The following is an 11,692-nucleotide window of genomic DNA, read 5'->3' as shown; positions in this document are numbered from 1 at the left end:
CCTCCCTTCCTTAACTGAACTTAGTAGCTGTGCGAATCAAGGCCCGTAATGCGGACCTCGATATGGGAATGGCCCATGGTGATCACGTCGCCATCGGCAAGCAGCCAATTATCAATCGGCGTTTCATTCACCGTGGTGCCGTTGGTGGACTGCAAATCCACCAGCACTGCGTCTTGGCCGTTCCAGGTGATCTCCGCGTGCTGGCGGGAAACACCCGTATCCGGCAGGCGCAGGTCCGCGTCATTGCTGCGGCCGATAATATTGGAGCCTTCCTGTACGTGATAGACGCGGGACGAGCCGTCCTGCAGCATCAGGTTGACTGCCGGGCCCTGCGGCTGCGGGGCGGGTTGACTATCTGGAGCAATGAAAGCGGTAGTTACTGCATCATCGGCAGTATTGTCGTGCTGCTCGGTCATCTGGTCCTCCTGACCATCAAAGTCGTGGAAAATAGCCTCAAAACCGGTCTCTTCCGTGGGCTCGTGATCAATAAACGAGGACACGCGAAGCTGACCTGTACGCAAACCAGATTCCTCCGCCACCCGCACGATCACGGGGCCCGCAAGGGACCATCCGCTATTGCGAATAAAGCGCGTCAACTGGTCTGCACAATCGGCCGGCAGGTTGCGATCCTGGGACAAGTTCTCCAAATCCTTGGAGGAGACACCTACAGTCATCACGTTTGGACTATAAAGATTGTCATCGTCGCCGCGCGCAAGATTGTCTTGAGCCTCTTGCTTCAAAAGCTCATCAATTTCCGCGGGGACGACCTTGCCGCCAAAGACAAGGGCCATGCCGTTATCAAGGCCGCGTTGCATGGCGGAGTCCAGCTTCGCCAGCTTTTCCAAAAACGCCACGAGCCATTCTCCTTTCCACCATGCAGCGATCAGTAGCGATCAGTAGCGATCAGTATAGTTTGTTCACTCCCTCGAAACGTAGATGGCGACGCGAAAGTTCCCAGAATTTTCGCCGCTGCCTCCCCGGAATAGTCTAGTTTTCCTGCAGATTTGTGGTTCGGTGCGATCTTCGTGGTATCTTTATCAAGTCGCTAAGACAACCACACCCTGCCCGGGTGGCGGAATTGGCAGACGCGCTGGCTTCAGGTGCCAGTGTTCGATAAGAACGTGCGGGTTCAAGTCCCGCCCCGGGCACCATCGAAATCCGGAGATGGAAACCACAGAAGTTTCCACTCCGGTTCTTTTTATTTTTCCTAGTCGCTGTTCTTCTGCTTAGTGCGCAGCATATCCATGCTCATCAATCATGTACTGGGTAGCAGTATTTAATTCCTGCTGGGAAATATCCCGCAAACTCGGCCCCCGCCGCTGACCCTCCCCAGTGGTCGTAGTAGCGGGGGCTGGGGTGGAGTTCGGATAGTCCTGCGAAGTGCTCATAGCACTAAGGCAACCACACCCACGCCCGCTACGAAAGGCCAACCACATTAACCTTGTGGACAACCCGCACACGGCTAGTGTGGTTATCCACAGAAATCCACGTTGGTTGCAGTGTTCGATAGCGTTTAGGTGGGCATGTCGGTATGGGCCTCTTGGCTTGAGGCCATAGGCTTCTTAGAAAACCTCCTCAACCACTACGCCCCGTGCACACCGGGCAAGCCGGTCTTTGCGGTCATTGATACCGAAACCACCGGCTTTAACAAGCGTTACGACCGCATCATTGAACTTGCTGCCGTGCGCGCTGACGCATACTTCAATCCCGTCGACTCCTAGCACACATTGCTCAACCCTGACGCCAACGTCGTGTCCACTACTCGGGGGACGCCCCGCCCACCTCGGCACTCAACCCTGCTGTGGGGGTTACTCGTAGCGAAGCGAGCTGAGCATCCCGGCTTCCATGTGATAGGCGTTATGGCAGTGAAATGCCCACTCACCGGGGTTGTCAGCGATCAGGTCGGCGATCATGGTTTCACCGTGGCGGAGAAGGATGGTGTCCTTGCGTAGCCCGCCGCTGCCGGGCAGCGCCCACGTGTGGCCGTGGATGTGCATGGGATGGGGCATCATGGTCCTGTTGCGCATGACCATCCGCAGGCGCTGGCCCTCCTGCACGGTCGCGGAGGAGGATTGGCCGTCGGTGAGAATGCTCCATTCATACGGCATCATCTGCCCGCCCAGGTCGATGCTGACTTCTCGGTCTGGTGTGTCCTCGGGCAGGAGTGCACGGTCTGCTGGCTTCAGGGAGGATAGAAGCAGTCCGGTGGACGACAATTCGGGGAAGTCGACATCGGGGTGGGGGGCCTGGCCGCCGGCGGTGCGGATGACGGCGAAGGCGCGGTCGTCCTTCCCCACCGCCAAAGCCGTGAGCGGGAAGATGCCGTCGTCGAGGATGACCTCGACGTCGACACGCTCGCCCATCGACAGGTAGATCGATTCGGCCTCCCGGGGCTGGACAGGGAAGCCGTCGGTGTGGGTGACGGTCATGCGGTGACCACCGAGGGCCACCTTGAAGATGGTGTCACCGCCGGAGTTGATAAACCGCAGGCGGGCCTTGTCGCCCGGGCGAGCCTCGAAGGTCCGGTGAGCACGGGGGATACGTCCGTTGATGAGGTAGTGCGGATACATCACATCGCCGGCATCCCCGCCCAGTACCCGGTCCGGGGTGCCGTGCATCATCTGGCCGTGACCTCCCATCCCCTTCTTCCCGTTATGGTCGCCCGAACCCATTCCGGTGAGCTTGTCGAGCTCATCGTCGGGAGTGCCTTGAATGCCATCGACCCAGTCGTCGAGCACGATGGTCCACTCGACGTCCTGGTCCTCAGCGTCTTGCGGGTCACGGATGATCAGTGGGGCGTGGAGGCCGCGATCAAGCTGCAGGCCGGAGTGGGAATGGTAGAAGTAGGTGCCACCGTGGGGGACTTCAAAAACATAGGAGAAAGACTCGCCAGGTTCAATGGGGTCCTGGGTCATGCCGGGCACACCGTCGGCTGCGTTGTGGAGTGCGATGCCATGCCAGTGGATGGAGGTGCTCTCAGGCAGTTCATTGGTGATATCGACCTGGAGGACGTCGCCGGCGGTGGCCTCAATGGCCGCATCCCCGGTGTCAGAGACGTATCCCCACGTCTTGGCTTCGATGCCGCCGATATCCAGAGAGAGGGGCCGGGCGGTCAGTGTCCGGCGCACCGTCGGCTCACCGAGCGCAGTGGGGGTGGGAGTGGGGCGAAGGGAGGAACCTGGTGCCGAGGCAGCGGGTCCAGGGTCGCTGGTGCAGGCGGCCACGGCCCCGGTGCCGGCGAGGACGAGCCCGCCGAGCAGAAACTGTCGTCGGGAAAACGCGTTTATCATGATTTCACCTTCCTTGGTGCTAGGTTTCAGTGACACGGGAGACAGGCGCAGGTGAGGACCCTGCTGAGCCATCACGTCAGGTGCAGGTCTGTGACACAGGTGGCACCGTCGTCGGCGGTGGAAAACTCCGCGGTGCCGGTACGCCCCTGGTAGCTCACCTCAATCAGGCCGGTGGCATCATCGGGAAGCCAGAAGCCAATAAACCCGTTGTCGAAGGTGGTTGTCGCCTCGTCCACCAGAACCTCACCGGTCGCCTCATCGGTGATCGTGACCTGGATATCCTCATTGTCGAGTTCCCCCTGGCAGGTCGTGAGGCTGTGGTAGAAGCAGTCGTGGGTGGAGGTGAGATAGGGTGCGATCGAGACATACGTCTGATTGTCGGGAAGATCGACCACGACTTCCTGGTCATCGCTCGAGAGCAGCAGTTCATCGGCACGCACTGAAGCGTTCAGATCCGTGGGACGCTCAGAGACCTTCTGCCGGTCGAGGTGATCAATGATCTCCACCGCGTCCATGCCGGCCAGGCCATGGGTAGTCAGGAATGTATCCTGGGACACCGTTCCGTCGGCGGTGGGTTCCGGGTCGGCGGCCGAACACCCCGTGAGGGCGAGGGCAAGGGCGGCGGCTGCGATCGCTGCTCGTTTCACGTCAATCTCCTTGGATCGTGGTAAGACCGTGAGAAGACACCGCCTCAAGGTCGATGCCATACCTTTATCTAGCACGGGTGCCTGACGGACTAGAAATCAAAAACCCTGCTCACAGCCTTATAACAGGGCGAAAAGGGGGTGAATTCGGTGGGCTGGGTCACCACCGGGACACCGCCCCACAGCCGTGGGCGATGTCCTTCTACCCGCCCCGGGTATGCGGTGCAGGCAGTGAAATCCCTGGTGGCGCCTGCGGAACCGACCAGGGGAGGCGATGCCGCCGGCCCGGGGTGGGGCACAGGGGTGACGGCGGTCGAAGGGTGATGTTTGAAGATTTGATGAAGATTTCCCCGCCGGGTACTGAGCGAGGGTGGTATTCCCCCCTGGCCGGAGCGATACTGGGGTCTATGGCTGACCGCACACCGACCATCGCCACGCCCCCGGGGCGGGTGCTGGTCGTCGATGATGAACAACCCCTGGCTCAGATGGTGGCCTCCTACCTCATCCGGGCCGGCTTCGATACCCGCCAGGCGCACACCGGCACCCAGGCCGTGGACGAGGCCCGTCGCTTTTCCCCCGATGTTGTGGTGCTGGATCTGGGGCTGCCCGAACTCGACGGCTTGGAGGTGTGCCGACGGATCCGCACCTTCTCGGACTGCTACATCCTCATGCTCACCGCGCGGGGCAGCGAGGACGACAAGATCAGCGGTTTGACCCTGGGGGCGGATGACTACATCACCAAACCTTTTAGCATCCGGGAACTGGTGACCCGGGTGCATGCGGTGCTGCGCCGCCCGCGCACCAGCACCACCTCACCGCAGGTGACCACCCCCTTGATCGTTGGTGACCTCATCCTTGACCCCGTCGCCCATCAGGTGCGGGTGGGGGAGACGACCGTGGAGCTCACCCGCACGGAGTTCGAGCTGCTGGTTGCCCTGGCCTTGCGCCCCGGCCAGGTGCTGACCCGCCACGACCTGGTCACCGAGGTCTGGGACACCACCTGGGTCGGTGATGAACGCATCGTCGATGTCCACATCGGCAACTTGCGTCGCAAGCTCGGCACCGACACCCGGGGCCGGGGGTTTATCGACACCGTGCGTGGCGTGGGCTACCGGGTGGGGCAGCCATGAATCACGGACCCGGCCTGACCTTCCGCTTCCTGGCCGCCCAGGTGTTGGTTGTGGTGATTAGCCTGCTGGTGGCCGCGGCCGTGGCCACGATGGTGGGCCCGACCCTGTTCCATGATCATATGTTGATGACCGGCCAGGAGGACCCCTCGCTGGAGCTGTTCCATGCCGAGCAGGCCTACCGGGGCGCCAACCTGATCACCCTGGCCGTCGCCCTGCCCACCGCCTTGATCAGCGCCCTGCTGGCCAGCCTGTGGTTATCGCGTCGTCTGCGCACTCCCCTGCAGGATCTCACCCGCGCCGCTACCAGTCTGACGGCCGGCAACTCCCGTATCCGCGTGCCCGCCGGAAAAGCAGGCCCCGAGGTCGCCACCCTGGCGCATGCCTTCAACACCATGGCCGACCGGCTGGAACACATCGAACAGGTCCGCCGCCAGATGCTCTCTGATCTGGCCCACGAAATGGGCACCCCCTTATCGGTGCTCACGGTCTACCTCGATGGTCTCCAGGACGGGGTCGTGGACTGGAATAATGCCACCCACACGATCATGGCTGACCAACTCACCCGCCTGACCCGGTTGATGGAAGACATCGACGATGTCTCCCGGGCCCAGGAACACCGGATCGATTTGGACCTGGCGGAGGAAGGGCTCGGGGATCTGCTCCATACCGCCGCTGCTGCCGCGGGGGAAGCTTATGCTGACAAAGGCGTCGATTTACAGGTCGAGACCATTACGGACACCACCCGGGTGCTCGTGGACCGGCAACGCTTCGGCCAGGTGATGAGCAATCTCCTGTCGAACGCGCTACGACACACCCCGGCCGGCGGGCAGGTCCGGATCAGCGTCCACCGACAGGGGGCGTCCACCGTACTCATCCACGTCGCCGATGACGGCGAGGGCATCCCACCTGACCAGCTCAGATACATCTTCGAACGCTTCTACCGGGGGGATGCCGCCCGCAGCCGGGACGACGCCGGGGCCGGTATCGGTCTGACCATCTCCAAGGCATTGATCGAGGCCCACGGCGGCACTCTCACCGCCACCTCCCCCGGACCCGGTGGCGGAGCGGTGTTTGCCCTCCGCCTCCCGCTGTCCCCTCCCGACAGTGAGGAGGCTGCTCGGTGACCACACCCTGCCCCGCGTGAGGGCCGTGCCCTCCACCCCTTGAAAATATACCCCCAGGGGGTATGCTGAAGATATACCCCCTGGGGGTATACGCTGGAGAGCGGCATCGCCGCACCCCACCGAACCGAAGGAGCTTTCCCATGATCACCTCCCCGCCCCGCCTCTTGCCGATGGCCTCCCACGGCTGCAGCTGTTGCGGACCTGCCTCACGTGCCGACACCGCCTCCACCCCTGCCACCAGCGACTCGTCAGCAGGAGGGTCCTCCCCTAGCTACCAGGTCACCGGCCTGACCTGCGGGCACTGCGCGAAAAGCGTGACCCAGGCCCTTCAGGCCCTCCCCCAGGTCGACGACGTCCAGATTGATCTCGCTGCTGGTGAAGTTTCCACCGTCACGGTCACCGGTGTCGTACCTCCGGAGATGGTTCGCCGGGCCATCGAGGAGGCCGGCTACACCGTCTTATCCTGATCAGTTTTACCCATCATCTCGACCCCGACCGGGTTGAGCGAAAGGAACGTCATGAGCACTCCCCACCATTCGGGTGGTCACCATGGTGATCACCCCGCTCCGGAAACAGACCACACCCACCACCCGGATCATGCCGGCCAGGAACACCACGCGGATGCCGACACCCACGGCCAGGCGATGCCCCACGATCACCCGCACTCCGCCCTGGACGAAGACCACCACGTTCATGGTCACGGCGAACACGCCGGACACAGCACTGCAATGTTTCGGGACCGCTTCTGGTGGTCGCTGATTCTGTCCATTCCCGTCGTTATTTTCAGCCCCATGGTCGCCCAGCTGCTCGGCTACCAACTCCCGGCATTCCCCGGATCCACCTGGATCCCCCCGGTGCTGGGCACGATCATCTTCGTCTACGGCGGAACGCCTTTCCTCAAGGGCGGATGGAGAGAACTGAAATCCCACCAACCCGGGATGATGCTCCTGATCGCCATGGCCATCACCGTGGCGTTTGTCGCCTCCTGGGTCACCACTCTGGGGCTGGGCGGTTTTGAGCTGGACTTCTGGTGGGAGCTGGCCCTGCTGGTGACCATCATGCTGCTGGGCCACTGGCTGGAGATGTCCGCTCTCGGGGCCGCGTCCTCCGCGCTTGACGCGCTGGCTGCCCTGCTGCCGGATGAGGCCGAGAAAGTCATCGACGGAACCACCCGCACCGTGGCCATCTCCGACCTGGTCGTCGACGACGTCGTGCTGGTGAGGGCCGGTGCCCGGGTGCCGGCCGACGGAACCATCCTCGACGGAGCCGCCGAATTCGATGAGGCGATGATCACCGGCGAATCCCGTCCCGTCTTCCGCGACACCGGTGACAAGGTGGTCGCCGGTACCGTGGCCACCGACAACACCGTCCGCATCCGGGTGGAGGCTACCGGCGGGGACACCGCCTTGGCCGGGATCCAACGCATGGTTGCCGACGCCCAGGAGTCCTCCTCCCGGGCCCAGGCCCTGGCGGATCGGGCGGCGGCGTTGTTGTTCTGGTTCGCGCTGATCTCCGCTCTGATCACCGCGGTGGTGTGGACCATTATCGGCAGCCCGGACGACGCCGTGGTGCGCACGGTCACGGTGCTGGTCATCGCCTGCCCGCATGCCCTGGGCCTGGCGATTCCGCTGGTCATTGCGATCTCCAGCGAGCGGGCCGCGAAATCCGGGGTGCTCATCAAGGACCGTATGGCGCTCGAGCGGATGCGCACCATCGACGTGGTGCTCTTCGACAAAACCGGCACCCTGACCGAGGGTGCGCACGCGGTCACCGGTGTCGCGGCAGCTGTCGGCGTCACCGAGGGAGAGCTGCTGGCCCTGGCCGCCGCCGCGGAGGCCGACAGTGAGCACCCCGTGGCCCGCGCCATCGTGGCGGCCGCGGCCGCCCATCCCGAGGCCTCCCGTCGGCAAATCCGGGCAACTGGTTTCAGCGCCGCCTCCGGCCGAGGGGTCCGGGCCACTGTCGATGGCGCTGAGATCCTCGTGGGCGGGCCGAACATGCTGCGCGAGTTCAACCTCACCTCCCCGGCCGAGCTCACCGACACCACCAGCGCCTGGACCGGGCGTGGGGCCGGTGTGCTCCATATTGTCCGCGACGGTCAGATCATCGGTGCGGTGGCCGTCGAGGACAAGATCCGCCCCGAATCCCGCGCCGCCGTGAAAGCCCTGCAGGACCGCGGGGTGAAGGTCGCGATGATCACCGGCGACGCCCAGCAGGTGGCCCACGCCGTCGGTCAGGACTTAGGCATTGATGAGGTCTTCGCCGAGGTCCTGCCCCAGGACAAAGACACCAAGGTCACGCAGCTGCAGGACCGGGGTTTGAGCGTGGCCATGGTCGGTGACGGTGTCAATGACGCCCCCGCTCTGACCCGCGCGGACGTCGGTATCGCCATCGGTGCCGGCACGGATGTGGCCATGGAATCTGCCGGGGTGGTCCTAGCCAGTGATGACCCACGGGCAGTGCTGTCGATGATTGAGCTGTCCCAGGCCAGCTACCGCAAGATGATCCAGAACCTGATCTGGGCCTCTGGCTACAACATCCTCGCCGTGCCGTTGGCCGCCGGAGTGCTCGCCTCGATCGGGTTCGTGCTGTCCCCGGCCGTGGGCGCGATCTTGATGTCTGCCTCGACCATCGTGGTGGCCCTGAACGCCCAGCTGCTGCGCCGCATTGATCTGGATCCGGCTCACCTGGCTCCGACCGAGTCGAAAGAGGAACACGCCATGCCTACTCCGGCATCCACCGCCGTCCACTGATCCACCACTTCTCTCCACTGCCCCCATATGACCCTGAAAGGTGCTGTTGCAAAGTTGGGGCAGTAGGCAGAGTGACGTGAAATAGTCACAGCCATGGGTATTTTCTCCGGTTGTCATTTCCCCCGTGACATTATTCTGTGGGCAGTGGGTGGTACTGCCGCTACGGGGTGAGTTACCGCGATCTGGAGGAAATGATGACTTCAGCGGGGCGTGCCGGTCGATCACACCACGATCTACCGCTGGGTTCAGAAATACGCCCGTGAGCTGGACAAGCAAACACGGTGGTACCGGCAGGTACCTGACTGGCAGGCTAGTTCCTGGCGGGTGGATGAGGCCTCTATCGGGCGATCACCGCCGGTGGCCAGACCCTGGACTTTTATCTCTTCGAAGCGGAACGTGGCCGCAGCGAAGTGTTTTTGGCCAAGGCCGTCAGATCCAATGCGTCAGCCGGGTATCCCAGAGTGATCAACACCGATAAAGCACCCTCCCTGGCCAGGGCAATCGCCGAGTTGAAGTCAGAGGGAATCTGCCCGCCAACAGTGGAACACCGGCAGGTGAAAAACCTCAACAACATCCTGGAAGGCGACCATGGTCGGCTGAAGCGGATCCTCGGTCCGAAAGGGGCGTTTAAGAACCGGACATTTGCATATCGGACGTTGAAAGGGATGGAGGCGATGTACTCATTGCGGAAAGGGCAAGGCGCGATGTTTGCCAACAGGCAACCGAACCCGGACGCGGTGATCGTCAACCGGGTCTTCGAGACCGCCTAACAACGCCCACACGCAGCGGCCATCAGGGAACGAGAAACTGAGTCTTCGCTGCTCTCCGCCCAATTTTGCAACAGCACCTTTTTATTTTTCTTAGTCGCTGTTCTTTTGCTTAGTGCGCAGCATATCCATGCTCATCACGGCGCCGATGATGGCGGCGTGATGTTGCTCATTGAGGCCCGGCGTGATGCGCAGGCGATACGTGTTTTTGCCCATGAAGAAATTACCCATGCCAGTCCATTCGTTAGAGACGTCAGCAAGCAGGCGATCTTCTGAAGTGATGGAAAGGTTCCAATCCCAGAAGTCGCCGTGAATTTCGACGTCGGCAAAACCCTCCATGGTCAAGTCCAACTTTGTCTTGAGCATGGAGAAACGCTTGGTAATGACGGCCATGGGCTTTTCGATTCCCGGCAAGTGCACCTCATAGGTATCCCGCAGAAAATTCGGCGGGTCCGAAATCGTCATGACCGTCTGTAGCGGGTTGCCTTCAGCATCCGTGATGGCAACCTCCAAGCTGCGGGAGGATTTAAACACCATGTCTTTGAGACTGGTGGATTGCAGGATAGTGCCCACAGGAGTGCCGTCTAGATCGGTGATCATGAACTGATCGTTGAGGAAGGACTTGGTCTGAGTAATTACGAGCTCGTCAAGTGTGAATAAATTTTGCGTCATACCAGCCACTGTAGGGAAGCTGCTGGTTTTATTCCTCCTCCCTAGGGGTGGTTTTCTGCTGGCGCATGAGTTCTTGCGCCTCTTCATATGCTCGGGCGCGCTGGGCAGTCATGGTTTGAGCAAATGTCTGCACCCAATTCTTGTTCTTGGGCGCCAGCGGGCCGGAGGGCTCGGTGGTGGTCCAGGTGCCATCCTCAAAAAGCCAGATGATGTCGCGCGTATGTGGATCCATGACATAAAAGGCTCGGCCATCGGTCTTTACGTTGTGGTGGTGCTGGCATAAGCAGGCGAGGTTTGCCGGGGTGGTCGGCCCGCCGTCCGCGTGGTTGATGCGGTGATCCTTCTGGCAGGCCGTGGCTGGGCGGTTGCATCCAGGGTAGCGGCAGGTGCCGTCGAAACCTTCCAGGTACGCGGCCATGGCGGTGGGAGTGACATAGCCCTTGACCTCGTGGTTTGGGTTCATCTCCCGGATTTTAGTGTAGGGCAGCGCATTGGAGCGCGCCGGGTCGAGCCAGCCTACGGACTCAATAAATGCCGGGGAATTGGGCACGTCGGTGGCCTTGTAGGCGTTGAGGATGATCTCGGGGGCTTGGGTGCGGCCGGTGAGGAGCGCAACGGCGGCGTCGGCAAGCGAGCAACCTAGCTCCAGCGCGGTCTGCCGGACGCACTTATCGACGCTCGCGATAACCGCCGGGTCCGCACTCAAAGTCACCGCCGAGGTGTTATCGCCCCAGTTTTCCATGGTGTAGCGCGGCTGGGTAGGGCCTTGGGTGACGGCCAGCGTGTCATCGGCGAGGTTGATGAGCTCGTTGAGCTTGCGTTTAATCTGCGCCTGCGTGCGCATGGCCTGGTTCGGCCGGGTAGGGGTGAGGTAGGCGGTGAGCTGCTCGTCGATGCGCGCCACTACCTCTGGCGTTGGGTTTCCCAAGCGGTTGAGGGATTTATTGATGGCAATAATGCGGTCGAGGTCCAAGTGATAGAGGCGGTGCTGCAGCGCCTGGAGCTCGGGCAGCTCCTCCAGACGGTGCAGCGCCATGAGGATATGGCCGATCCGGCCTTCATTAACGCCGGTGGTGCGGTAGAGGGATTGGGTAACTAATTCGAAATCAGAATCGAGATCCGGGACTTGGCTTACCCAGAACTCGTACTCCGCCTTTCGCATCTCAAAGGCTAAGCGTGTGGTGGGGTCGGTGGTGTTGGTCGTGGAAAAGTAGGGTTCTTCCATGGCGCATCGTACCTAAATTATCGTGTGAACTTGTGTACGATTTACACCTTATAACACCCCTCGGACACGAGCCTTTTTCTTCGCATT

The 11,692-nt window shown here is 61.8% G+C and carries 11 protein-coding genes, 1 tRNA gene and 1 pseudogene; 7 read left to right on the top strand and 6 right to left on the bottom strand.

Annotation, left to right across the window (positions count from 1 at the left end):
- Nucleotides 1–20: 20 nt before the first annotated feature.
- Complete coding sequence (locus QP965_RS09660; protein WP_150851627.1) at nt 21–854, bottom strand: FHA domain-containing protein; 834 nt, start codon at nt 852–854, stop codon at nt 21–23.
- Nucleotides 855–1,063: 209 nt separating this feature from the next.
- Here QP965_RS09660 and QP965_RS09655 point away from each other — a divergent pair.
- Nucleotides 1,064–1,151, top strand: a tRNA-Leu gene (locus QP965_RS09655).
- A 75-nt stretch (nt 1,152–1,226) separates the two neighbouring features.
- Here the strand turns inward: QP965_RS09655 and QP965_RS09650 are convergent.
- The gene (locus tag QP965_RS09650; RefSeq protein WP_284844772.1) at nt 1,227–1,388 is read right to left on the bottom strand and encodes a hypothetical protein; all 162 of its coding nucleotides are present in this window, start codon (nt 1,386–1,388) and stop codon (nt 1,227–1,229) included.
- A 135-nt stretch (nt 1,389–1,523) separates the two neighbouring features.
- On the opposite strand from QP965_RS09650, the gene QP965_RS09645 reads away from it, so the two are divergent.
- Nucleotides 1,524–1,721, top strand: coding sequence for an exonuclease domain-containing protein (locus tag QP965_RS09645; RefSeq protein WP_284844773.1), 198 nt, complete (start codon nt 1,524–1,526; stop codon nt 1,719–1,721).
- A gap of 87 nt (nt 1,722–1,808) precedes the next feature.
- Here QP965_RS09645 and QP965_RS09640 read toward each other — a convergent pair whose 3' ends face one another.
- A complete protein-coding gene (locus tag QP965_RS09640) occupies nt 1,809–3,290 on the bottom strand; it encodes a multicopper oxidase domain-containing protein (protein ID WP_284844774.1) in 1,482 nt (493 codons plus the stop codon).
- A gap of 71 nt (nt 3,291–3,361) precedes the next feature.
- Complete coding sequence (locus QP965_RS09635; RefSeq protein ID WP_250409461.1) at nt 3,362–3,937, bottom strand: CueP family metal-binding protein; 576 nt, start codon at nt 3,935–3,937, stop codon at nt 3,362–3,364.
- Nucleotides 3,938–4,341: 404 nt separating this feature from the next.
- Between QP965_RS09635 and copR the strand changes: the two genes are divergently transcribed.
- The 5 genes and pseudogenes from copR to QP965_RS09610 all read left to right on the top strand — a co-directional run bounded on the left by copR (nt 4,342) and on the right by QP965_RS09610 (nt 9,711).
- A complete protein-coding gene (copR, locus tag QP965_RS09630; protein ID WP_284844775.1) occupies nt 4,342–5,064 on the top strand; it encodes a two-component system response regulator CopR in 723 nt (240 codons plus the stop codon).
- Nucleotides 5,061–6,188 carry a two-component system sensor histidine kinase CopS gene (copS, locus tag QP965_RS09625; protein WP_284844776.1) on the top strand — a complete coding sequence of 376 codons (1,128 nt, stop codon included), beginning with the start codon at nt 5,061–5,063 and terminating at the stop codon, nt 6,186–6,188. Before copR ends, copS begins: the two co-directional genes overlap by 4 nt.
- Nucleotides 6,189–6,328: 140 nt before the next feature.
- Nucleotides 6,329–6,655: a heavy-metal-associated domain-containing protein gene (locus tag QP965_RS09620; RefSeq protein WP_005328297.1), complete on the top strand. Its 327-nt coding sequence runs from the start codon at nt 6,329–6,331 to the stop codon at nt 6,653–6,655.
- A 51-nt stretch (nt 6,656–6,706) separates the two neighbouring features.
- Nucleotides 6,707–8,941 carry a copper-translocating P-type ATPase gene (locus QP965_RS09615; protein ID WP_284844777.1) on the top strand — a complete coding sequence of 745 codons (2,235 nt, stop codon included), beginning with the start codon at nt 6,707–6,709 and terminating at the stop codon, nt 8,939–8,941.
- A gap of 93 nt (nt 8,942–9,034) precedes the next feature.
- Nucleotides 9,035–9,711: pseudogene (locus tag QP965_RS09610) on the top strand (IS6 family transposase).
- 90 nt (nt 9,712–9,801) lie between these two features.
- Here QP965_RS09610 and QP965_RS09605 read toward each other — a convergent pair.
- Together QP965_RS09605 and QP965_RS09600 are read right to left on the bottom strand one after the other, a co-directional pair.
- On the bottom strand, nt 9,802–10,380 hold the full coding sequence (locus QP965_RS09605; RefSeq protein ID WP_005326299.1) for an LURP-one-related/scramblase family protein: 579 nt from the start codon (nt 10,378–10,380) through the stop codon (nt 9,802–9,804).
- A gap of 28 nt (nt 10,381–10,408) precedes the next feature.
- Nucleotides 10,409–11,605: an HNH endonuclease signature motif containing protein gene (locus QP965_RS09600; RefSeq protein ID WP_284844778.1), complete on the bottom strand. Its 1,197-nt coding sequence runs from the start codon at nt 11,603–11,605 to the stop codon at nt 10,409–10,411.
- Between the last annotated feature and the right edge of the window lie 87 nt (nt 11,606–11,692).

Source organism: Corynebacterium sp. MSK074, assembly GCF_030229735.1.
GTDB lineage: Bacteria > Actinomycetota > Actinomycetes > Mycobacteriales > Mycobacteriaceae > Corynebacterium.
Note: the sequence above shows the minus strand (reverse complement) of the source record. Positions and strands in the feature narration are given on the sequence as shown.

What these genes read in the sequence shown, in the direction of transcription:
- QP965_RS09615 (WP_284844777.1), top strand. Translation starts at nt 6,707, where the DNA reads ATGAGCACTCCCCACCATTCGGGTGGTCACCATGGTGATCACCCCGCT.
- QP965_RS09605 (WP_005326299.1), bottom strand. Translation starts at nt 10,380, where the DNA reads ATGACGCAAAATTTATTCACACTTGACGAGCTCGTAATTACTCAGACC.
- QP965_RS09620 (WP_005328297.1), top strand. Translation starts at nt 6,329, where the DNA reads ATGATCACCTCCCCGCCCCGCCTCTTGCCGATGGCCTCCCACGGCTGC.
- copS (WP_284844776.1), top strand. Translation starts at nt 5,061, where the DNA reads ATGAATCACGGACCCGGCCTGACCTTCCGCTTCCTGGCCGCCCAGGTG.
- QP965_RS09600 (WP_284844778.1), bottom strand. Translation starts at nt 11,605, where the DNA reads ATGGAAGAACCCTACTTTTCCACGACCAACACCACCGACCCCACCACA.
- QP965_RS09645 (WP_284844773.1), top strand. Translation starts at nt 1,524, where the DNA reads ATGTCGGTATGGGCCTCTTGGCTTGAGGCCATAGGCTTCTTAGAAAAC.
- QP965_RS09650 (WP_284844772.1), bottom strand. Translation starts at nt 1,388, where the DNA reads ATGAGCACTTCGCAGGACTATCCGAACTCCACCCCAGCCCCCGCTACT.
- QP965_RS09640 (WP_284844774.1), bottom strand. Translation starts at nt 3,290, where the DNA reads ATGATAAACGCGTTTTCCCGACGACAGTTTCTGCTCGGCGGGCTCGTC.
- copR (WP_284844775.1), top strand. Translation starts at nt 4,342, where the DNA reads ATGGCTGACCGCACACCGACCATCGCCACGCCCCCGGGGCGGGTGCTG.